Below are 23,304 nucleotides of genomic sequence, written 5' to 3' on the forward strand. Positions count from 1 at the left end.
TAAAAGACAAGGAACTAAAGGATTTTAGTTCCTTGTCTTTTTTGTATTTTTACAAAATAGTAGTTCAAAATTCCATAACTTTGGCATTTTACGACCAATGAAGATATCTTTTAAAAATCGTTACTATATCTATTTACATCTTTGATAAAATGTGATATAGTAGTTAAGCTTAGAAAATGAGATAGATGTTTTCTGGTAAATATAAACCCGAGTAAAAAATGCCTACGGACAGGCAGGGTTGAATGCCGAAGCGTGGTTGAAGAGCCACATTATTGATAGGGTTAAAAGCCTACTTTTATAAGTTGATGTTAGGACAAAAGTCCTAATTCGTATAATTTGTTAGTGTGGTGAAAGCACACGTCATCTTGTGAAACGATCAATAAAGTACGTAATATTTGCTACTAGAGAGTTAGGAAACATCAGGAACAGACATACTCAACAGAAACCAAAATAAAAACGTCAGAAGATTGTAGAGCAGGTGAAAACCTGCTCTTTTTTCATAAGTATCCTTTAGAGACTTATACAAGGTGAAAAAACTATGATAAAGGAGTATGTCTCTATAATGTTAAATCAAAACCAAGCTCCAATTTATGAGGGACTGGTCAAGTTACGAAAAAAAAGAATTGTTCCTTTCGATGTACCAGGTCATAAGCGTGGACGTGGTAACCCAGAATTAGTGGAACTCTTAGGGGAAAAATGTGTTGGTATCGATGTCAATTCTATGAAACCTTTGGATAATCTAGGACATCCCATTTCGATTATCAGAGATGCAGAAGAACTAGCAGCAGAAGCATTTGGTGCTGCTCATGCCTTTTTAATGATTGGCGGGACAACCTCATCCGTGCAAACCATGATTCTTTCCACCTGTAAATCCGGTGATAAAATCATCCTTCCTCGAAATGTCCATAAATCAGCTATTAATGCACTCGTTTTATGCGGAGCTATTCCCATCTATATCGAGATGAGTGTGGATCCCAAAATCGGTATTGCTTTGGGGCTTGAGAATGACCGTGTTGCCCAAGCAATCAAGGAACATCCGGATGCCAAGGCTATCCTAATTAACAATCCAACCTATTATGGGATTTGTTCAGACCTTAAGGGATTAACAGAGATGGCACACGCCGCAGGAATGAAAGTCTTAGTAGACGAGGCTCACGGTGCTCATCTACACTTTACAGATAAACTCCCTCTATCAGCTATGGATGCAGGAGCAGATATGTCAGCTGTATCTATGCATAAGTCCGGTGGTAGCTTGACTCAAAGTTCCCTTCTTTTAGTTGGCGATCAGATGAATCCTGAGTACGTACGTCAGATTATTAACCTAACACAGTCAACATCAGCATCCTACTTGCTAATGTCTAGTCTAGATGTTTCTCGTAGAAACCTAGCCCTTCGTGGCAAAGAGTCCTTTGAGAAAGTTATTGAGTTATCTGAGTATGCTCGTCGTGAAATCAATGCCATCGGTGGCTACTACGCCTACTCAAAAGAGTTAATAGACGGTGTCTCGGTTTGTGATTTTGACGTGACTAAGTTGTCAGTCTACACTCAGGGGATTGGTTTAACAGGGATTGAAGTTTATGATCTCTTACGAGATGAATATGACATTCAGATTGAGTTTGGTGATATCGGCAATATCTTAGCTTATATTTCGATTGGTGACCGTATCCAAGACATTGAACGCTTGGTCGGTGCTTTAGCTGATATCAAGAGACTATACTCACGAGATGGGAAGGACTTGATTGCTGGAGAATATATCCAACCAGAGTTGGTTCTGTCTCCTCAGGAAGCCTTTTACTCAGATAGAAGAAGTTTAACCTTGGACGAGTCCGTTGGCCAGGTCTGTGGTGAATTTGTCATGTGTTACCCTCCTGGGATCCCAATCCTAGCTCCAGGTGAACGCATTACACGAGAAATTGTCGATTATATCCAATTTGCCAAAGAACGTGGTTGTTCTCTCCAAGGGACGGAAGATCCTGAGGTCAATCACATCAATGTTATTGAAAGAAAGGAGAACTAGATGGATTTATGGTTTTCTGAAGTTCATACTCCAGATGTCAAGTTAACGATGAGAACAGCCAAACAGCTGTATTCTGGTCAAAGTGAATGGCAGGATATCGAGGTTCTTGACACCCCAGCTTTTGGGAAAATACTGATTTTAAATGGGCACGTCTTGTTTTCAGATGCAGATGATTTTGTTTACAATGAGATGACCGTACACGTTCCCATGGCTGTCCACCCAAATCCCAAGAAAGTCTTGGTTATTGGGGGTGGTGACGGTGGTGTTGCCCAAGTATTAACCCTCTATCCTGAACTGGAACAAATCGATATTGTGGAACCGGATGAGATGCTGGTTGAAGTCTGTCGTGAGTATTTCCCAGATTTTGCTGCAGGGCTAGATGATCCCCGTGTTACCATTTACTACCAAAATGGACTACGCTTTTTACGAAACTGTGAAGATGACTACGATATTATCATCAACGATGCGACAGATCCATTTGGCCATACGGAAGGGCTCTTTACCAAGGAATTTTACGGCAATAGCTATAGAGCCTTGAAAGAGGACGGAATCATGATCTATCAGCATGGGAGTCCCTTCTTTGACGAGGATGAGTCAGCTTGCCGAAGCATGCACCGCAAGGTCAATCAAGCCTTTCCAATCAGTCGGGTTTATCAGGCGCACATCCCAACCAGTCCAGCTGGCTATTGGCTATTTGGATTTGCATCGAAAAAATACCACCCTGTCAAAGATTTTGACAAGGAAGGCTGGAAAAAACGCCAGCTTTTCACAGAATACTACACCGCAAACTTACATGTGGGGGCCTTTATGTTGCCCAAGTATGTTGAGGACATTTTAGAAGAAGAGGAAGGAAAAAAATGAGTCGTTTATTAGTGATTGGATGTGGGGGCGTTGCCCAAGTTGCTATTTCAAAGATTTGCCAAGATAGCGAAACTTTTAAAGAAATTATGATTGCTAGCCGTACCAAGTCAAAATGTGATGACTTGAAGGCTAAATTAGAAGGCAAAACAAAAACTAAGATTGAGACAGCTGCTCTTGATGCAGACAAGGTAGAAGAAGTGATTGCCTTGATTGAAAGCTACAAACCAGAAGCTGTTTTGAACGTAGCTCTACCATACCAAGATTTGACTATCATGGATGCTTGTTTGGCAACAGGTGTCCACTATATCGATACTGCCAACTATGAGGCTGAGGACACAGAAGACCCTGAATGGCGTGCTATTTATGAGAAACGTTGTAAGGAACTTGGTTTTACAGCTTACTTTGACTACTCATGGCAATGGGCTTATCAGGAGAAATTTAAAGAAGCAGGTCTGACTGCTCTACTTGGATCTGGTTTTGACCCAGGTGTAACCAGCGTCTTTTCAGCTTATGCACTCAAACATTACTTTGACGAAATCCACTATATTGATATTTTAGACTGTAATGGTGGTGACCACGGTTATCCATTTGCGACAAACTTTAACCCAGAAATCAATCTACGTGAGGTTTCTGCACCAGGTTCTTACTGGGAAGATGGAAAATGGGTAGAAGTCGAAGCCATGTCTATCAAACGTGAGTATGATTTCCCTCAAGTTGGTCAAAAAGACATGTATCTCCTCCACCACGAAGAAATCGAATCATTAGCAAAGAATATTCCAGGAGTTAAACGGATTCGCTTCTTTATGACTTTTGGTCAATCTTATCTAACTCACATGAAATGCTTGGAAAACGTTGGTCTCCTTCGTACAGATGCTATTAATTTTAACGGACAAGAAATCGTACCGATTCAATTCTTGAAAGCCTTGCTTCCAGATCCTGCAAGCCTTGGACCACGTACTGTTGGAAAAACTAATATCGGTTGTATCTTTACAGGTATCAAAGATGGCGTTGAAAAGACCATCTACATTTACAATGTTTGCGACCATCAGGAGTGCTATGCAGAGGTTGGATCACAAGCCATTTCTTACACAACAGGTGTTCCTGCCATGATTGGGACAAAATTAGTGATGGATGGTACATGGAAACAGCCTGGAGTTTATAACCTTGAAGAGTTGGATCCAGACCCATTCATGGAAGCTTTAAATAAATACGGTTTGCCATGGGTTGTGGTTGAAAATCCACAAATGGTGGACTAATGAAGTTAGAACAAGTACCAACACCAGCCTATGTCATTGATTTAGCAAAACTAGAAGAAAATTGTAGCATTTTACAAGAGGTTGAGGAAAAAGCTGGTTGTAAGGTTTTGCTAGCTCAAAAGGCTTATTCTCTCTATAAAACCTACCCTTTGATTAGCAAGTATCTATCAGGTACGACAGCTAGTGGACTCTATGAAGCGAAGTTAGCTAGAGAAGAGTTTCCGGGGGAAGTTCATGTATTTGCACCTGCTTTCAAGGAATCAGACATGGAAGAGCTACTGCAAATATCGGATCATATTGATTTTAACTCAGAGAGACAACTTCGAAAGTATGGTCAACGTTGTCGTGAGGCTGGTATCAGTGTGGGTCTTCGCATCAATCCTCAATGTTCAACGCAGGGTGACCACGCGCTTTATGATCCTTGTGCTCCTGGCTCTCGTTTTGGAGTGACTTCAGACAAGATACCAAGTGATTTATTGGAGTTGGTTGACGGACTTCATTTTCATACCCTCTGTGAGCAAGGGGCAGATGATTTACAAACGACTTTGAAAGCAGTAGAAGACCAGTTTGGTGCCTATTTGCACCAAGTTAAATGGCTCAATATGGGTGGTGGTCATCATATTACGAGAGATGATTATGATGTGGACTTACTGGTTTCTGAGATTAAACGAATTCGAGAAACTTATAACGTAGACGTCTACATTGAACCTGGAGAAGCTATTGCCCTTAATGCGGGCTATCTAGCGACAGAAGTCTTGGATATTGTTGAAAACGGGATTGAGACCTTGGTGCTAGACGCCTCGGCAAGCTGCCATATGCCAGATGTTCTTGAGATGCCTTATCGTCCCCCATTGAGAGATGGATTTGAAGCGCAAGAAAAACCTTATACTTATAGACTCTCTTCAAATACTTGCCTGACAGGTGATATCATTGGGGATTACAGCTTTGAAAAACAGATTGAAATTGGCGATCGCCTCTATTTTGAAGACATGGCTATTTACTCATTTGTCAAAAACAATACCTTTAACGGGATTGGACTTCCAAGTTTGTATCTCATGGATAAAGAGGGTGAGTGCAGTCTAGTCAAAGCATTTGGATACCAAGACTTTAAGGAGAGATTATCATGATGAACAGTCCAAAGAAATTAGGCTATCGTATGCCAGCAGAATATGAACACCATCATGGAACTCTCATGATATGGCCGACTCGACCCGGATCTTGGCCTTTTCAAGGAAAGGCTGCAAAAAAAGCTTTTAGCCAGATTATCAAAACGATTGCTCAGGGGGAAACAGTCTACCTTTTGGTTGAGGAGGACTATCTATCTGAAGCACAATCCTATCTTGGAGACAATGTTGTTTATCTAGATATTCAGACAAATGATGCCTGGGCTCGTGATACAGGTCCGACCATTCTTCTTAATGATAAAAGGGAAAAGTTGGCGGTAGATTGGTCTTTCAATGCATGGGGTGGTGCTGTTGACGGTCTTTACCAAGACTATGAAGCAGATGACCAAGTAGCCAGTTGCTTTGCAGAAGTCTTAGATATACCTGTTTACGATGCCAAACCATTTGTACTGGAAGGTGGAGCTATTCATAGTGACGGTCAAGGAACTATTCTCGTAACTGAAAGTTGCTTGCTCAGTCCGGGTCGTAATCCTCACCTGACTAAAGAGGAGATTGAAAAGATCTTACTAGAGAGCCTTGGTGCCGAAAAAGTCATTTGGTTGCCTTACGGTATTTATCAAGACGAGACAAATGAACACGTCGACAATGTTGCAGCCTTTGTTGGTCCTGCAGAGCTTGTTTTAGCTTGGACGGACGACCAAGAAGATCCTCAGTATGCCATGTCTGCAGCTAATTTAGCTCTCTTAGAGAAGGAAACTGATGCAAAAGGCCGGAGTTTCACTATTCATAAACTTCCAATCCCAGCTATTCATCAAGTAGTTACAGAAGAAAATTTGCCGGGCTATACTTATGAAGAAGGCGAAGAGAAGCGTTATGCAGGTGAAAGACTAGCAGCTTCCTATGTGAATTTTTACATTGCTAATAAGTCTGTATTAGTGCCACAATTTCAAGATGTAAATGACCAAGTGGCCTTGGATATTCTGAGCCAGTGTTTTCCAGACCGTGAAGTTGTCGGAATTCCTGCAAGAGATATTCTTTTAGGTGGTGGAAATATCCACTGTATTACCCAACAAATCCCAGAATAGGAGAAAAAGATGAGAAATGTAACGGTTGCAGCCATTCAGATGCAATGCACTAAGAATGTGGAAACGAATATCCAAACAGCTGAACGTTTAGTCCGTCAAGCTGCTGAGCAGGGAGCCCAAATTATTCTCTTGCCTGAATTATTTGAACGTCCCTATTTCTGTCAGGAACGTCAGTATGACTACTACCAGTATGCCCAGTCGGTATCAGAAAATACGGCTATTCAGCATTTTAAAGGAATTGCCAAAGAGCTAAAGGTGGTTTTACCGATTAGTTTCTATGAAAAAGATGGTAATGTCTTATACAATTCTATTGCTGTCATTGATGCGGATGGAGAAGTACTAGGAGTTTATCGTAAAACTCATATACCAGATGACCATTATTATCAGGAGAAATTCTTCTTTACTCCTGGAAATACTGGTTTCAAGGTCTGGGACACTCGCTACGCCAAGATTGGTATCGGGATCTGTTGGGATCAATGGTTCCCTGAAACTGCCCGTTGTCTTGCGTTAAATGGTGCAGAATTACTCTTTTATCCAACAGCCATTGGTTCGGAGCCAATTTTGGATACTGATAGTTGTGGTCATTGGCAACGTACCATGCAAGGACACTCAGCAGCAAATATTGTGCCAGTTATTGCGGCTAATCGTTATGGTTTGGAAGAAGTCACTCCTTGTGAAGAAAATGGAGGACAAAGTTCCAGTCTTAACTTCTACGGTTCATCCTTTATGACCGATGAAACAGGAGCTATTTTAAGTCAAGCCGAACGACAAGATGAAGCTGTCTTGTTAACTACTTATGACCTGGACAAGGGGGCAAATGAACGCCTAAACTGGGGCTTGTTTAGAGATAGAAGACCAGATATGTATAAAGATATCGTGAAATGACAAAAAGCCTCCAAGAGGCTTTTTTCTGTAGATACTATAATAATTTTTTGATAATGTCCTAGGATTCTGATAAAATGAGCTATAAGAAGTTTTAAAATTTTGTATGTCAGATTTTTAAAATTGAAATATTTTGAGAGGTAAAATATGATTACAGGCGAATTAAAGAATAAGATTGATCAATTGTGGGAAATGCTATGGACAGAGGGGAATGCGAATCCTTTGACCAACATTGAGCAATTGACTTATCTTTTATTTATGAAGGATTTGGACAGAGTTGAACTTGGACGAGAAAATGATGCTGAATTTCTAGGTATTCCCTATGAGGGAATTTTCCCAAAAGATAAACCCGAATATCGTTGGTCAACCTTTAAGAACTTAGGAGATTCGCAAGAAGTTTATCGTCTGATGTCACAAGAGATTTTTCCATTTATTAAGAATCTAAAGGGGGATACTGACGATACAGCTTTTTCACGTTATATGAGGGATGCTATTTTTCAAATCAATAAACCTGCTACCTTACAAAAGGCGATAGCAGCTCTGGATGAGTTACCTACGGATATAAAAGATATTGGAGACATTTACGAGTATCTATTGTCAAAATTATCTCAGGCAGGGGCAAATGGTCAATTTCGTACTCCTCGTCATATCATTGATATGATGGTTGAGCTAATGCAACCGACAATTAAGGATATTATTTCAGATCCTGCCATGGGGTCTGCAGGATTTTTAGTTTCTGCAAGTCGCTACCTAGACCGAAGAAAAGAGGAGTGGCAAACAAATATTGACAGTGTAAAGCATTTCCACAATACTATGTTTCATGGGAATGATACGGATACGACAATGTTGAGACTTGGTGCTATGAACATGATGCTCCATGGGGTTGAGAATCCACAAATTAGCTATCTAGACTCGCTTTCTCAAGATAACGAAGAAGCTGATAAATATACTCTAGTTTTAGCCAATCCACCTTTCAAAGGATCTCTTGATTATGATTCAACCTCTGGTGATTTGTTGGCTACGATAAAGACTAAGAAGACAGAGTTGCTTTTCCTTGCCCTTTTCTTACGCACTTTGAAGCCAGGTGGACGTGCAGCTGTTATTGTACCGGACGGTGTCCTCTTTGGTTCCTCTAAAGCTCATAAAGGGATTCGTCAGGAAATCGTTGAGCACCATAAACTAGATGCAGTTATTTCGATGCCAAGTGGTGTTTTTAAGCCTTATGCAGGGGTTTCAACCGCTATCCTTATCTTCACTAAGACTGGAAATGGTGGGACGGATAAGGTTTGGTTTTACGATATGAAAGCAGACGGTCTGAGTTTAGATGATAAACGCCAGCCTATCAACGAAAATGATATTCCAGATATTATTCAACGATACCATCAATTAGAGAAAGAAACAGATCGTAAGAGAACAGACCAGTCCTTCTTTGTTCCAGTTGATGAGATTAAGGAAAATGATTTTGATCTGTCCATCAATAAATACAAAGAAATCGAGTATGAAAAAGTTGAGTATGAACCAACAGAAGTCATTTTAAAGAAAATCAATGATCTAGAAAAAGAAATTCAAGCTGGCTTAGCAGAGTTAGAAGAATTACTAAAGTAGGGAGATGCATGTATGAAAAAAGTGAAGTTGGGGGAAGTGGCAACTTTTATTAATGGTTATGCTTTTAAACCACAAGATTGGTCAACTGAAGGAAAAGAGATAATAAGGATTCAGAATCTTACAAAAACTTCAAAGGAAATTAATTATTATTCTGGTAAGATTGATAAAAAGTATATTGTTGAAACTGGTGATATTCTTATTTCTTGGTCGGGAACTCTAGGTGTTTTTCAGTGGTACGGTAAGACAGCTGTATTAAATCAACATATTTTTAAAGCTGTTTTTGATAAGCTAGATATTAATAAATCTTATTTCAAATATGTTGTTGAAAAAGGGTTACAAGATGCTGTCAAAAATACTCATGGTTCTACTATGAAGCATTTAACTAAAAAATATTTTGATAATATTATAGTTTCTTATACAAGTTTAAAAGAGCAACAGAAGATCTCAAGGAAACTAGATTTGTTGAGCAAGCTAATTTCAATGAGACAAGAACAACTTGAAGAGCTTAATCTGCTCGTCAAATCCCGATATTTCGAGGAGGTGCTAGCATGAAGAAAGTGAAGTTAGGGCAATTGGTTTCTATTCAAACTGGTAAATTGGATGCTAATGAGGCAATTCCTGGAGGTAAGTATCCATTTTTTACAACAGCAAAAGAAATTTCTTGTATTAATGAATACGCTTATGACGATGAAGTCGTTTTAGTAGCAGGAAATGGGGATTTAAATGTTAAGTATTATAAAGGTAAATTTAATGCTTATCAGAGAACCTATATTTTGACTAGTAATTCTAATGTAAGAATGAAATATTTATACTACTTTCTTGATAAGTACATTGAAGTTTTACGATATCAATCAATTGGAGGAGTTATAAAGTATATTAAGCTCAATAATTTATCAGATGCACAGATTCCAATGAGAAGTACTATTGAACAAGATAAAATTATTAGAATATTAGAAAAGTTAGACAATGAAATTATAATTAGAAATAAACAACTTAGTGAACTTTCTAACCTTGTAAAATCCCGATTTAACGAGATGTTTATACTAAGGGATTTTCCATTAAAAAGACTTGGAGAATTAGTTGAAGAAGTCCGATATGGAACTAGTTTACCAGCCACTCTTAATGGTAAATATGGATATTTAAGAATGAATAATATAACTGAAGATGGTCGATTGAATATACAGAATTTAAAACATATAGATGTTCCAGAGAAAGACTTAGCAAAGTACGTTGTAAGCAACGGGGATGTATTATTTAATCGTACAAATAGTATGGAATTAGTCGGGAAAACATGTATTTATGAATTAGATTTTGATATGGTTATAGCAGGTTACATTATTCGTATTAGAACAAAGAAAAATATTTTAAATCCTAGATATCTATCCGAATTTTTAAACTTTCCAAGTACAAAGAAGTTTCTAAGGAACATCGCGAAAGGTGCTGTTAATCAAGCCAATATAAATGCGAAGGAATTACAAGATATTTCCATCCCCCTCCCCCCTCTTTCCCTCCAAAACGAGTTCGCAGACTTTGTGGCTCAGGTTGACAAATCACAATTGGCAATTCAAAAATCACTAGAAGAACTTGAAACTTTGAAGAAATCTCTTATGCAGGAGTATTTTGGCTGATATTCTGTCATTGTAATTACGGTAATTATTTGTTATAATACTTCAAAGGAGGAAATCAGATGGTAGTAAAAACAAGAAAACAAGGAAATTCAATCACCATTACCATCCCAAGTGAATTCAATATTCCAAGTGGTGTAAAATACGAAGCGAAATTGTTACCAAGTGGTGAAATTATCTTTACTCCCGAAGAGTCTGGACATCAGATTTCTTATGTATCTGATGATGCCTTTGACTTAAATTTGGACAAAATTTTTGACGAATACGATGATGTTTTCAAAGCTTTGGTGGAAAAATGACAGTCTATCTAACAGAAAGGCAAATTGAAAAAATCAATGCTTTAGCAATTCAACGGTATTCACCTAATGAAAAAATTCAAACAGTTAGTCCTTCTGCCTTAAATATGATTGTCAATTTACCAGAACAATTTGTCTTCGGTAAACCTCTTTATCCAACAATTTTTGATAAGGCAACGATACTATTTGTCCAATTGATTAAAAAGCATGTTTTTGCCAATGCTAATAAACGAACTGCTTTCTTCGTTTTGGTGAAATTTCTACAGTTAAATGGTTATCGTTTTTCTGTAACAGTTGAAGAAGCGGTCGATATGTGTGTAACTATCGCAGTAGAATCCTTAACAGATGAAAGGTTATCTAGCTACACCAAATGGATCTCTGAACATTCATTTAGAGCTAATGGTCAAATTTAAGCTTGGATGTTTAAATCCTATAAGTAAAAAATAGATAAACAGACAGTATTAGAATTCTGTAATGCAGAAAGCTAATATTGTCTGTTTTTATTGAAAAAATGAAAGTGAGAAAATATGGAAACAAAAGTGACAATCATCATTCAAGAAATGCTACCCCTTTTAAACAATGCACAATTACTAGCATTACGGGAGAGTTTAGAGCGTCATTTAGTGAGTGGTGTAAATCAACAGAAGTATACGAATAATTCCTTGTTAGCCTTGTTTATTACTGCTAAACAGGTGGAGGGTTGTAGTGCAAAAACCATTCGTTATTATCAAAGGACCATTGAAAATTTATTTACAAGCATAAAGCAGTCTGTAACACAACTGACAACAGATGATTTGAGAAGTTATCTAGCACAGTATCAGTCAGAAAAAGATTGCAGTAAAGCAAATTTGGACAATATCCGACGCATCCTGTCTTCGTTTTTTGCTTGGCTTGAGCAGGAGGAATATATCATCAAAAATCCTATTCGACGAATTAAAAAGATTAAGACCGAACAAACTGTGAAAGAAACTTATACTGATGAACATCTTGAAATCATGCGAGACAATTGTGAAAACTTAAGGGATTTAGCAATGATCGATCTACTAGCTTCAACAGGAATGCGCGTGGGAGAACTTGTTCAACTGAATCGCTCAGATATTGACTTTGAAAATCGTGAATGTGTTGTATTTGGAAAAGGTAAAAAGGAGAGACCTGTTTACTTTGATGCTCGGACGAAAATCCATTTAAGGAACTATATCAATAGCAGAGAAGATAATCATCCAGCTCTTTTTGTCACCTTGCTTGGAAAAGCCCAAAGACTCGGAATAGCTGGTGTTGAGATTCGATTAAGAAAATTAGGTCAAAAGCTTGGAATTCAAAAGGTTCACCCTCATAAATTCAGAAGAACACTAGCAACAAAGGCAATTGATAAGGGTATGCCTATCGAACAAGTCCAAAAACTGCTAGGTCATAGTAAAATTGACACAACCTTAGCCTATGCTATGGTCAACCAAAGTAATGTCAAACATTCACACCAAAAATTCATCTCTTAAGTGCAAAATCCCGATTTAACGAATTGTTTGGTGACTTATTTTTAAATGAATTTAAGTGGGATTATGCTTCGTTTAATGAGTTTGCAAAATTTGATACAAAAATGATTTACGATTTTACGAATTTCATAGATTTACCACACATTGGAATAGATAGTATTGAAAAAAACACCGGAAAACTTATAGGTTATAGAACAGTAGGAGAAGATCAAATCAGTAGTGGAAAGTATTTATTTACTAAGAAACACATTATTTATAGTAAGATTAGGCCAAATTTAAATAAAGTAGCTCTTCCTGATTTTATGGGAGTTTGTTCAGCAGACGCCTATCCAATTCTAACAGTTGAAGAAAAAATGAATAGGATATTTCTAGCTCATGTGTTAAGAAGTGATTATTTTTTGAACTTTATTTTATCGTTTTCAAGTAGAACTAATTTGCCTAAAGTTAATAAATCTCAAATTTCTAAATTTAAGTGCCCCCTCCCTCCTCTTTCCCTACAAAACGAGTTCGCAGACTTTGTGGCTCAGGTTGACAAATCACAATTTGCTTGTCAGATGGCTATAAAACTGTGGAGAAATAGCTTAAAATCTAGTATAATATAGCTATCTATTTAATCAAAGTGAGAGAAAAATGGGAAATTTTGATTTTCTTTTAAATAACGAGGAGTATGAATCTTTTTCGAGGTCCTGTATAGAAGCTGAGAATATGATTGGGACATCCACTGTAGCGACAGCTTTCATGGCGCGTCGTGCCTTGGAGCAGGCTGTTCATTGGATTTATAGCCATGATTCTTATTTGGAAGCCCCTTATCGTGCTACCTTGTCTTCATTGGTGTGGGATGATGACTTTAGAGAAATCGTAGATCCAGAGCTTCATAGTCAGATGGTTCTCTTGATACGCTGGGGCAATCATGCTGCTCATGGTGGGGAGATCAAGGAACGTGAAGCCATTTTAGCCTTACATCATTTGTACCAGTTCGTAAACTTTATTGATTACTGCTACAGCAATGAGTTTGTGGAACGTTTTTTTGACGAGAAGTTATTGCCAATTTCAGAGAATGTCAAGAAAAGAGAAACACCACAAGCCATGGTGGAACTGCAAGAAAGTTTACCTGTTATGCCTGACTTTCATGAACAAATGGCTGTCCAGTCCTTGGAAGTTCAAGAGAATTATACAGAAAAACGTGAAACTGCTGCTCAACGGCAAGAGGTTTCCTTTCATATCGATCAGTTATCTGAGGCTGAGACGAGAAAACTCTTTATTGATATTGATTTACGATTAGCGGGTTGGACATTTGAAGAAAATTGTCGAGTTGAAGTCGCTGTTAATGGACTGAAACACGGCTCAGGAACAGGTTATTGTGATTATGTACTTTATGGTAAAAATGGAAAGATTTTAGCAATTATTGAAGCTAAAAAGGCCGCAGTTAATCCAGAAGTCGGTGAAGTACAAGTCAAGGAATATGCTAATGCGCTAGAGGAAAAAATAGGGTATCAACCGATTTGTTTTATTACAAATGGCCTCAAGCACTATATTCTTGATGGTGTAAATCGTCGCCAGGTCGCAGGTTTCTATTCTCAAGAAGAATTGCAATTATTGATGGACAGACGACATTTGCAAAAACCACTTGAGGATATTTCTAGTAAAATCAGAGACGATATCTCTGGACGATATTACCAGAAACATGCGATTGCAAGTGTTTGTGAGGCTTTTTCTAACAATCGAAGACAAGCTCTTTTGGTAATGGCAACTGGTTCTGGCAAAACTCGAACAGCAGTCTCTCTTGTTGATATTCTATCACGTCACAATTGGGTCAAAAATGTTCTCTTTCTAGCTGACCGAACATCTCTTGTAAAACAAGCCTATGATTCATTTAGGAAATTACTTCCAGATATTTCGGTTTGTAACTTTTTAGAGGATAAAGTTGGAGCACGATCAAGTCGTATGGTGTTTTCTACTTATCCGACCATGATTGGAGCTATTAGTGATCAGGAAGAAGTCATTCAACGCCCTTTCACTGTTGGTCATTTTGATCTTATCATTATTGACGAGTCCCACCGCTCTATTTATCAAAAATACAAGACAATTTTTGATTATTTTGATGCTAGAATCGTAGGCTTAACGGCCACACCTCGTCAGGATCTTGATAAAAACACTTATGGATTTTTTAACTTGGAAAATGGTGTTCCTACCTATGCTTATGATCTTGAAAAGGCTGTTGAGGATGGCTACTTGGTATCCTATCATTCTATTGAAACCAAGTTAGAATTACCTACAGAAGGGCTTCATTACGATGATCTATCCCAAGAAGATAAAGAATATTTTGATAGCCAATTTGAAGATGATAGTCTAGAAAAAGACATTGATGCTGGAGCTTTTAATTCCTTTATTTTTAATAAAGGTACAGTAGAGATTGTTCTAGATGAACTAATGACGAGAGGGATTCAGACGGCTTCGGGTAATGAGATTGGAAAAACTATCATCTTTGCCAAGAATCATCACCATGCTGAATTTATTAGAGAGATTTTTAATAAACGATATCCTGAAAAGGGGAGCGACTATGCTCAGGTGATTGATTATAGTATTAAACATTATCAGACCTTGATTGATGATTTTAAAATCAAAGAGAAATACCCTCAAATTGCAATTTCAGTTGATATGCTTGATACAGGTATTGATGTTCCAGAGGTTGTCAATTTAGTCTTTTTCAAGAAAGTTCGCTCAAAAACAAAATTTTGGCAGATGATTGGTCGTGGAACGCGTCTCTGTAAAGATTTGTTTGGACCTGATCAGGATAAGGAAAACTTCTTGGTATTTGATTATGGTGACAACTTTGAATACTTCAAAGCAGATCCGAGAGAAGGAAATGGACGTCATATTGTTCCCTTGGCACAGCGTTTGTTTAATATCAAGGTGGACTTGATTCATGAACTGCAGGATCTTCACTATCAAGAGGATCCATTTGCAAGAGAGTATCGTCAGCAACTGGTCTCAGAACTTCATAGACATGTAGAAGACTTGAATGAGTTGGACTTTAGGGTTCGTATGGTCTTAGATACAGTGTATACCTATAAGAAATTAGAAAATTGGCAAAATCTTACAACGATTTCATGTGAAAATCTTCATACTCATATATCTCCTCTCATGTTTGACGAAGATAAAGAAAATGAAATGGCGAGACGATTTGATTTGTGGATGTTAGAAATTCAAGTAGGACAACTAACCACTAAGCAAGCAACTGTCCATATATCTCAAGTTATGAAAACTGCTCAGGCCCTTGCTTCTGTTGGCAATATCCCTCAGGTCTTTGCACAGGCTGAAATTATAAGGAAAGTGCAAGAACCTGAATTTTGGGAGGAAGTAAGCTTGTCTGAACTTGAAAAAATACGCCTTTCTCTAAGGGATTTATTGCAATTCTTAGATAAAACGAGCCGAATAGTATATTATGTCAATTTTGAAGATCGAATTCTTTCTACTGTTTATGAAACCACTCCTTATTTGCAGGTAAATGATCTTCGATCCTATAACGAAAAAGTTGAGCATTATTTGAAAGCTCATTTGGATGAGGAAGCAATTTCTAAATTGTATCATAACAAGAAGTTGACTGAAAAAGATTTATTAGCATTAGAAACTCTATTGTGGGAAAAATTAGGAAGTAGATCTGACTATCAGCAGCACTATGAGAACAAGGCTATTCCTAGATTAGTTCGTGAGATTATAGGTTTGAATAGAGAGGCTGCTAATCAAGTATTTTCTAAGTTCTTATCAGATGAAAGCCTTAATGCTAAGCAAATTTCTTTTGTGAAATTGATTGTCGATTATGTCGTTGAAAATGGTTATATGGATAAGTCGATGCTGACACAAGAACCGTTTAAATCTTATGGATCCGTACAAGTACTATTTCAACATCAAATACCAGTATTGAGGAATATTGTCCAAACAATTGACTTAATCAATAATCGCGCCGAAGAAGTAGCTTGAAAATAGAGAGAGAACCACCATGCAAACACAAGAAGAAATGAATGTTCTGGTACCTGAAAAACTTGCAGAAATTGAGCGTGATTATGATGTTACAGTTTTGTGGGCAATTGAGTCTGGCAGTCGAGCTTGGGGCTTTGAGTCTCCTGATAGTGACTTTGATGTGCGTTTCGTATACAAGCACAAGCAAGATTTTTATCTTAGCTTGAATGATCATCGCGATGTCATCGAACTACCAATTGACGATACTTGGGATGTGAGTGGTTGGGATCTGGACAAGGCTTTAAAGTTGCTTTATAAGTCAAATCCAACCCTCTTTGAGTGGTTACAGTCGCCAATCGTTTACCAGCAAGACTCAGACTTTATTGACTGTATTCGTTCTCTTGTCAGTCAGTATTTTTCTGAGAAAAAGATGCTCCACCATTACTTGAATACTGCTAGAACTCAAATGAATAAGTATCTTTTAGGAGATAAGGTCAAACCTAAAAAGTATTTCTATGTACTTCATCCTATTTTAGCTTGTCGTTGGATTGAAAAACATCACTCTGTTCCACCGATTTTATTTGATGATTTGGTCAAAGAACTTCTCCCTGATGAAATGAAAGAGCATGTGTATAGATTGCTTGATATAAAGGTAAAGGGACGTGAAGGTATGGAAATTGAGCCGATAGAGCCAATTCAGGACTTTATCATCAAAAATATCCAAGAGCTGTATGACTACGTCCAAAGTGTTACAGAGGAAAAGAAAGACTGGAAAGCTCTCAATCATTTTTTCCTTGAAGAATTAAGTCGTGACTGAGGTTAGATATGGGAAAATGGACATGTAGATGTGGTCAAGCAATGAACGACCACCAAGCGCCTGATCCAAATGCTTATTCGGTTTATTCGGATGAGTTATTAGTAGAAATCATGAATAAAAAAGATGGTAATGATACAATTTCCTATGAAGACATTGCGGAGGCTTCCTTTTATATGTGGAAGTGCCCAAATTGTGGTAGTTTTATGGTCTTTGGCGAAGAGGATAATCCAAATTGTTTCACTTTTTATGAGCGCCAGACCTGTGCAAAATCAGAACCACTTTTCGATCCTGATCAAGAGTTAAATCTCGTTGTCGTTGAGTTTCAAGAAGGTGGAAATGGTTATACTTATATATGTGACGAGCCAAATATCCATATTGGACATTCTGTTATTGTCCCAGTAGGAAAGGAAAATACTGAAAAAACTGCTTTAGTTGTCCAGAAGTATCATGCCCTACCAAAGGATATTACTTTTCCCGTTGAAAAGATAAAACGTGTCATCCGTAGGTATTCTATTTTTGATCCTGAGACTTCAAAAATAGTTTGTAAAAATATACTTGAACATGGAAGAATTCTAAATGCTTGCTCGAACAAAGTAAATATAGAGTCTAAACAAATTTACCATGCAATCAAAACTCCTCTAGGCTATTTTTGGTTGGAGTTAAATAGAATTCCAATTCCGATGAAAATCACACAAATTCAAGTTAAAGATAAAAGGTATCAGGTAGAGGGTGCCTTCTTCATTAAACCCACCAAGGTAAACTACAGAAAATTGTTAGAACTTGAATTATGTGCAGATTTTGATATTGACGCCTCTCGTTGGATTGATGTTCTATCAGACGAAAATGTTTGGGGAAACACCTGGGAATTGAATGGCCTTCAATTTGGAATTACTGCAGGAGAGTCCCCAGAATTTGAAGATGAAGTAGTTGCAAGAAAATTTAGCCGTATCCCACTTTATTATGACTGGCATACTGAGTTCGAAGACTATTATGGCTTCAGTTTAGCTTGGAAGAAATACGAGTCTGATAGCGATTTGTCAATATTTTTCTATACAACATAAGCTAGAGGAGAATAAGCATGAATCAAGCCTGGGAATTATTGTTTGAAGGGAAGATTGATGAGGCCAAGAAATTAGTCCCAGAAACCTTCTCGTTAGAAACTTGTAAGGATTATAGCCTTCTCAATTTGACGGGCTATATCAAGCTCTTTGAAAAAGACTATAAAGAAGCTTTGCTGACTTATCAAAACTATCTTGAAGTCGCTATCTCAAGTCAAGATAAAGAAAATGAACATATAGGCTATCACCAGTTAGCTATGGTTTATCGTGAAATGAATGACTATCAAACGGCTCTAAACTATATCGATAAAGAGCGAGAAATCATTGAAAAATTTTTTCCAGAGGATGCACTCAAATCTTCTGTCAATAATTATGAGCAAGGTTATTTACGATTAAAACTAGGGGAAATAGCAAAAGCAATCATGTATATGAAGCAGTCCTTAAAGCAAGCTTTACAAACAGATGATCTTATCGCTCAAGCCTGTGCCTATAGGGGATTGGGAGAGATTTATTCTGCTGAAAGTTCAGAAAAATCGCAAGAGAATCTTCTGCATGCTATCGAACTTTTTGAAAAAGCAGGCGATCAGGTCGGAGCCCGAGAAGTTAAAAACTTACTAAACAAGAAAAAGTAGCCCCCTCAGGCTACTTTTTAAAATTCTTTATAAACATAAGGATTCTCTGGTTTATCGACTTTTACAAAGGATTGAACTTCAAGGGTTGGGAGAAATTGGTTGAGTTCCTTGTGATAGCGATTGCTAATCTTACCTTTGACTCTCACCCAAGTATTATTTTCGTACTGATTGGTGTTTCCTGTAGTCAAAAGTCCAAAAACTCCTGAATCAGCGATACAGTGCATAATACCAAAACGAAAAACAAATTGACTATTGGTATGATTTGGATCGTTGTAGACAAAGCCAGTAAACTCGATTTCCTTATCTTCAAATTCATTTGGATAATCATAGATAGCTTCCATGACCTCCAGGTAATTTTCATCATTGATAACTATACTAGATTGAGCTAAGTATTTATCAGCAGTTTTCCTAACAAAATTTTCATAAGAGGACTTTGAATAAAACCTGCTAGTATCCGGCTTAAGATACTGACTGCTCGTTCCTTCATTTGCTTGGATTGCTTTGTCAGTTCCTTCCGACAAAGGGAAATAATATCCTTTTGCCGATACTGTTTGTGAATCCAGAGTGACTGTTGGAAAGGTAAATCCAACTAACAAGGGTAAACTTAAGAGGGAAAAACTAGCAAGCTTGGCTGAAAAACTATGTAAGTGACTATGTTCTTTCAAACGCTTGAAGCAAATATAGGCTTGAACAATGGCTAGTAACAAAGATAAAAACATAGTAATATAAGCCAGATAAGAGTAATGGAGGTTTAGATACTGATTGAGCTTACCTGACAGGTGCAGATAAAGAGTTAAGATAAAATAGCCAAATAAGATAAAAAATCGAATCATAGCATCACCCCGACTAGATAAGAATAGACAAGAACAACAAGAGTTACGATGGTCATGAATTGCCAAATAAATTGCGTTTTAAGATAATTCTTCATCATGAGTAAGTTCTTGACATCAAGCATGGGACCTATAACCAGAAAGGCAAGCACTGGAGCAAAGCCAAAACTAGAGAGTAGAGAAGATCCGATAAAGGCATCCGCTTCACTACAGAGGGATAGTAGGAAAGATAAGACCATCAGAAGAACAATCGCAAGTAGTGGTGTTGCGCTGATAGATGTCAGGATCCGAGTTGGTACATAGACTTGGACCATGCTTGCAAAAAGACAGCCAAAGACCAAATAACGCCCCATATCAAAGAATTCATCAATAGCTTGAATGAATACCTGAAGAATTTTTTGACTTTTACTCAGGTGAGAAAAATCATGCTCGTGACAAGCCAATCTGTTTTCTTTTTGGATAGGTCCTTCCCAGACAAAACCAAGAAAGATACCCAATATAGTAGCAACGAGAATAGAGCCCAAAGCACGTAGTAACACCATTTGAATTGAATTACCAAAGGCCGAATAGGTCGCAAAAAGTACGATAGGATTGATGATAGGAGCCGTTACTAGAAAGGGAACAGCTGTATAGCTAGGAACCTTCTTTTCTAAAAAGCGGTTGATGATCGGAACAATTCCACACTCACAAGATGGGAAGAGAAACCCTATAAATGTACCAAAAAAGATTCTCCCCAAGCGATTTTTAGGGAGAAACTTATAGACCTTCTCAGGTGTGACATAGACTTCAATGGCACCAGAGATGATACTACCAATTAAGACAAAGGGTAAAGCTTCAATGATAATTGAAAGAAAAATGGCGCCAGCTTGTAACACACTAGAAGGTAAACTTTGAAAGAGTGTCATCTATTTTTTCTTTTCTACCTTATCTTTCTTTTCTTTGTCGTCTGGAAATGTTACTTGCTTTAAATCAGGTAGTTTAGCGAATTCTTCGAACATCTTATCTAAGTCATCAGTTTTTGTAAATTTAACAGCCATAAGGCATACCTCGATTCTTTTAGTTAACACTATTATACTATTATTTCTAAGAAATAGTTGGATTTTAAAATAAACATGGCTTTTATCTTTATGAAGTTGAAATAAAGCAACAAATTAATGAAAACAAGCTTTCTTCCTTATGGTATAATAGTTTCATGGATAAAAAATATGAAAAAATTTCCCAAGATTTGGGTGTAACTTTAAAGCAGATTGATACGGTTTTGTCTTTGACAGCAGAGGGTGCGACCATTCCCTTTATTGCACGTTATCGGAAAGACATGACTGGAAGCTTAGACGAGGTGGCTATTAAGGCAATTATTGACCTTGATAAAAGTCTAACCAACCTCAATGACCGTAAGGAAGCAGTTTTAGCAAAAATCAAAGAGCAAGGCAAGCTGACCAAGGAATTGGAAGAAGCGATTCTAGCAGCTGAAAAACTAGCAGATGTAGAAGAACTCTATCTTCCCTATAAAGAAAAACGTCGGACAAAGGCAACTGTCGCCCGTGAGGCTGGACTTTTTCCACTTGCTCGTTTAATTTTACAAAATGTTTCTAACCTAGAAAAAGAAGCAGAAGCATTTATCTGTGAAGGTTTCGAAACTCCTCAAGAAGCTTTGGCTGGAGCTGTAGACATCTTGGTTGAAGCACTATCCGAGGATGTTCATTTACGTTCAATGACATATCAAGAGGTACTTAGACGCTCTAAGATTACTTCTCAAGTCAAAGATGAGAGTCTTGATGAAAAACAAGTTTTTCAGATTTATTACGATTTCTCAGAAACAGTTGCAAACATGCAAGGTTACCGTACGCTTGCACTTAATCGTGGTGAGAAGTTAGGCATTTTGAAAATTGGCTTTGAGCATGCGACTGATCGTATTCTATCTTTCTTTAGTGGTCGTTTTAAAGTTAAGAATGCTTATATTGACGAAGTTATTCAGCAATCTGTTAAGAAAAAAGTCTTGCCAGCTATTGAGCGCCGTATTCGTACTGAATTAACAGAGAAGGCAGAAGAAGGAGCGATTCAACTCTTCTCCGAAAATCTACGAAATCTCCTTCTTGTAGCACCTCTTAAAGGGCGCGTGGTCCTTGGATTTGACCCTGCCTTTCGTACAGGTGCCAAGCTTGCAGTCGTGGATGCGACCGGGAAAATGCTGACAACGCAAGTCATTTATCCTGTCAAACCGGCTTCAGGTCGTCAGATTGAAGAAGCAAAAAGAGACTTGGCAGATTTGATTGGCCAATATGGTGTGGAAATCATTGCTATCGGCAATGGTACTGCTAGTCGTGAGAGCGAAGCCTTTGTAGCTGAAGTACTTAAAGATTTTCCTGAGGTCAGCTATGTCATTGTCAATGAGAGCGGTGCATCTGTTTACTCAGCTAGTGAAATTGCTCGTCAAGAGTTTCCTGATTTAACCGTTGAGAAACGCTCTGCTATTTCGATTGCTCGTCGCTTGCAAGACCCACTTGCTGAGTTGGTTAAAATCGATCCCAAATCCATTGGTGTCGGTCAATATCAGCACGATGTTAGTCAAAAGAAACTGTCTGAAAGTCTAGACTTTGTTGTTGATACAGTAGTGAACCAAGTCGGTGTCAATGTCAATACAGCTAGTCCAGCCTTGCTTTCTCATGTCGCAGGGCTTAACAAAACTATCTCTGAAAATATCGTTAAGTATCGTGAAGAAGAAGGTAAAATCACTTCACGCGCCCAAATCAAGAAAGTTCCTCGTTTAGGTGCTAAAGCTTTTGAGCAGGCTGCAGGTTTCCTCCGTATCCCTGAAAGTAGCAATATCCTTGATAACACAGGTGTTCACCCTGAAAACTATGCTGCTGTAAAAGAACTCTTCAAACGTTTAGACATTAATGAGCTAAATGAAGAAGCGCAAGCCAAACTCAAATCGATTTCAATTAAGGAAATGGCCCAAGAACTAGACCTCGGTCAAGAAACTCTTAAAGATATTATTGCAGACCTTCTAAAACCTGGTCGTGATTTCCGTGATTCTTTTGATGCCCCAGTCCTTCGTCAGGATGTTTTGGATATCAATGATTTAAAAGTTGGACAAAAGCTTGAAGGAGTTGTGCGTAACGTCGTTGACTTCGGTGCCTTTGTTGATATCGGTATCCATGAGGATGGCCTGATTCATATCTCTCACATGAGTAAAAAGTTTATCAAACATCCTAGTCAGGTAGTTTCTGTCGGCGATTTGGTAACCGTTTGGGTTAAGAAAATCGATGCTGACCGTGAAAAAGTAAATCTGTCGCTTCTTGCACCGAATGAATCTAACTGATTACGTTAAACAAGTTTCTTTAGAAGATTTTGGGAAACCTTTCAAACACAAAGCTCAATGGAATACTCGTCTACGGTCGACAGGTGGGCGATTTTTCTCTAAGGATGGTCATTTGGATTTCAATCCCAAAGTCTATCAAGAACTTGGTTTAGAGGTTTTTCGTAAAATTGTTCGTCATGAGCTCTGCCATTACCATCTTTACTTTGAAGGTAGAGGCTATCAGCATAAGGATTTAGCCTTTAAGCAACTTTTAAAAGAGGTAGACGGTCTCCGCTTTGTTCCTCCCTTATCAAGTGCTAATAAAAAGCCAAACTTAGTCTATACTTGTCAGTCTTGTCAGCAAATCTATCAAAGAAAGCGAAAAATCGATACCAAGCGTTATCGTTGTGGTCTCTGCCGTGGAAAGCTCCTCTTGTTAAATCGGCCTAAGGACTGATGTAGACA

Annotated in this window: 21 protein-coding genes and 1 pseudogene; 19 read left to right on the top strand and 3 right to left on the bottom strand. The window is 38.0% G+C overall.

Annotated elements, in window-relative coordinates; all coding sequences use genetic code 11:
• Window positions 1–562 precede the first annotated feature (562 nt).
• The 17 genes and pseudogenes from QM941_RS03590 to QM941_RS03670 all read left to right on the top strand — a co-directional run bounded on the left by QM941_RS03590 (window position 563) and on the right by QM941_RS03670 (window position 18,708).
• Complete coding sequence (locus tag QM941_RS03590) at window positions 563–2,017, top strand: aminotransferase class I/II-fold pyridoxal phosphate-dependent enzyme (protein WP_414339008.1); 1,455 nt, start codon at window positions 563–565, stop codon at window positions 2,015–2,017.
• Window positions 2,018–2,878: a polyamine aminopropyltransferase gene (speE, locus tag QM941_RS03595; protein ID WP_223338447.1), complete on the top strand. Its 861-nt coding sequence runs from the start codon at window positions 2,018–2,020 to the stop codon at window positions 2,876–2,878.
• Window positions 2,875–4,134 carry a saccharopine dehydrogenase family protein gene (locus tag QM941_RS03600; RefSeq protein WP_414339011.1) on the top strand — a complete coding sequence of 420 codons (1,260 nt, stop codon included), beginning with the start codon at window positions 2,875–2,877 and terminating at the stop codon, window positions 4,132–4,134. Before speE ends, QM941_RS03600 begins: the two co-directional genes overlap by 4 nt.
• On the top strand, window positions 4,134–5,261 hold the full coding sequence (gene nspC, locus QM941_RS03605; RefSeq protein ID WP_414339014.1) for a carboxynorspermidine decarboxylase: 1,128 nt from the start codon (window positions 4,134–4,136) through the stop codon (window positions 5,259–5,261). Before QM941_RS03600 ends, nspC begins: the two co-directional genes overlap by 1 nt.
• Window positions 5,258–6,343 (top strand): agmatine deiminase, encoded by a 1,086-nt coding sequence (gene aguA, locus QM941_RS03610; protein ID WP_414339016.1) that lies wholly within the window; start codon window positions 5,258–5,260, stop codon window positions 6,341–6,343. The genes nspC and aguA overlap by 4 nt, the downstream gene beginning before the upstream one ends.
• A gap of 9 nt (window positions 6,344–6,352) precedes the next feature.
• On the top strand, window positions 6,353–7,228 hold the full coding sequence (aguB, locus tag QM941_RS03615) for an N-carbamoylputrescine amidase (protein ID WP_414339017.1): 876 nt from the start codon (window positions 6,353–6,355) through the stop codon (window positions 7,226–7,228).
• 144 nt (window positions 7,229–7,372) lie between these two features.
• Window positions 7,373–8,830: a type I restriction-modification system subunit M gene (locus QM941_RS03620; protein ID WP_414339019.1), complete on the top strand. Its 1,458-nt coding sequence runs from the start codon at window positions 7,373–7,375 to the stop codon at window positions 8,828–8,830.
• A 12-nt stretch (window positions 8,831–8,842) separates the two neighbouring features.
• Window positions 8,843–9,367: pseudogene (locus tag QM941_RS03625) on the top strand (restriction endonuclease subunit S); the annotation flags it as partial.
• 11 nt (window positions 9,368–9,378) lie between these two features.
• On the top strand, window positions 9,379–10,458 hold the full coding sequence (locus tag QM941_RS03630; RefSeq protein ID WP_414339021.1) for a restriction endonuclease subunit S: 1,080 nt from the start codon (window positions 9,379–9,381) through the stop codon (window positions 10,456–10,458).
• A 59-nt stretch (window positions 10,459–10,517) separates the two neighbouring features.
• The gene (locus QM941_RS03635; RefSeq protein WP_000260607.1) at window positions 10,518–10,754 is read left to right on the top strand and encodes an AbrB family transcriptional regulator; all 237 of its coding nucleotides are present in this window, start codon (window positions 10,518–10,520) and stop codon (window positions 10,752–10,754) included.
• Window positions 10,751–11,164 carry a type II toxin-antitoxin system death-on-curing family toxin gene (locus QM941_RS03640; RefSeq protein ID WP_414339023.1) on the top strand — a complete coding sequence of 138 codons (414 nt, stop codon included), beginning with the start codon at window positions 10,751–10,753 and terminating at the stop codon, window positions 11,162–11,164. Before QM941_RS03635 ends, QM941_RS03640 begins: the two co-directional genes overlap by 4 nt.
• Before the next feature lie 114 nt (window positions 11,165–11,278).
• The gene (gene xerA / locus QM941_RS03645; RefSeq protein ID WP_049549514.1) at window positions 11,279–12,244 is read left to right on the top strand and encodes a site-specific tyrosine recombinase/integron integrase; all 966 of its coding nucleotides are present in this window, start codon (window positions 11,279–11,281) and stop codon (window positions 12,242–12,244) included.
• Between the two features lie 23 nt (window positions 12,245–12,267).
• On the top strand, window positions 12,268–12,843 hold the full coding sequence (locus QM941_RS03650) for a restriction endonuclease subunit S (protein ID WP_414339025.1): 576 nt from the start codon (window positions 12,268–12,270) through the stop codon (window positions 12,841–12,843).
• Window positions 12,844–12,871: 28 nt separating this feature from the next.
• A complete protein-coding gene (locus QM941_RS03655) occupies window positions 12,872–16,222 on the top strand; it encodes a DEAD/DEAH box helicase family protein (protein ID WP_414339026.1) in 3,351 nt (1,116 codons plus the stop codon).
• Window positions 16,223–16,241: 19 nt separating this feature from the next.
• The gene (locus tag QM941_RS03660; RefSeq protein ID WP_414339028.1) at window positions 16,242–17,018 is read left to right on the top strand and encodes a DNA polymerase beta superfamily protein; all 777 of its coding nucleotides are present in this window, start codon (window positions 16,242–16,244) and stop codon (window positions 17,016–17,018) included.
• Window positions 17,019–17,026: 8 nt separating this feature from the next.
• Window positions 17,027–18,079 carry a hypothetical protein gene (locus QM941_RS03665; RefSeq protein ID WP_414339029.1) on the top strand — a complete coding sequence of 351 codons (1,053 nt, stop codon included), beginning with the start codon at window positions 17,027–17,029 and terminating at the stop codon, window positions 18,077–18,079.
• A gap of 17 nt (window positions 18,080–18,096) precedes the next feature.
• Complete coding sequence (locus QM941_RS03670; protein ID WP_414339031.1) at window positions 18,097–18,708, top strand: tetratricopeptide repeat protein; 612 nt, start codon at window positions 18,097–18,099, stop codon at window positions 18,706–18,708.
• A gap of 17 nt (window positions 18,709–18,725) precedes the next feature.
• On the opposite strand, the gene QM941_RS03675 is transcribed toward QM941_RS03670, so the two are convergent.
• From QM941_RS03675 to QM941_RS03685, 3 genes are read right to left on the bottom strand one after another with little or no spacing between them, the layout of a single operon-like run.
• Window positions 18,726–19,541, bottom strand: a complete 816-nt coding sequence (locus tag QM941_RS03675; protein WP_414339033.1) for a TIGR03943 family putative permease subunit — start codon at window positions 19,539–19,541, stop codon at window positions 18,726–18,728.
• Window positions 19,538–20,443: a permease gene (locus tag QM941_RS03680; RefSeq protein ID WP_414339035.1), complete on the bottom strand. Its 906-nt coding sequence runs from the start codon at window positions 20,441–20,443 to the stop codon at window positions 19,538–19,540. Before QM941_RS03680 ends, QM941_RS03675 begins: the two co-directional genes overlap by 4 nt.
• Window positions 20,444–20,575, bottom strand: coding sequence for an SPJ_0845 family protein (locus tag QM941_RS03685; protein ID WP_414339037.1), 132 nt, complete (start codon window positions 20,573–20,575; stop codon window positions 20,444–20,446).
• Window positions 20,576–20,730: 155 nt separating this feature from the next.
• Here QM941_RS03685 and QM941_RS03690 point away from each other — a divergent pair, with 155 nt between their 5' ends.
• Both QM941_RS03690 and QM941_RS03695 read left to right on the top strand, forming a co-directional pair.
• Entirely contained in the window at window positions 20,731–22,860 is a 2,130-nt protein-coding gene (locus tag QM941_RS03690; RefSeq protein ID WP_414339039.1) for a Tex family protein, read from the top strand.
• A complete protein-coding gene (locus QM941_RS03695; protein ID WP_414339040.1) occupies window positions 22,847–23,296 on the top strand; it encodes a SprT family protein in 450 nt (149 codons plus the stop codon). Before QM941_RS03690 ends, QM941_RS03695 begins: the two co-directional genes overlap by 14 nt.
• Window positions 23,297–23,304 lie beyond the last annotated feature (8 nt).

Source organism: Streptococcus timonensis, from assembly GCF_047460355.1.
GTDB lineage: Bacteria > Bacillota > Bacilli > Lactobacillales > Streptococcaceae > Streptococcus > Streptococcus timonensis_A.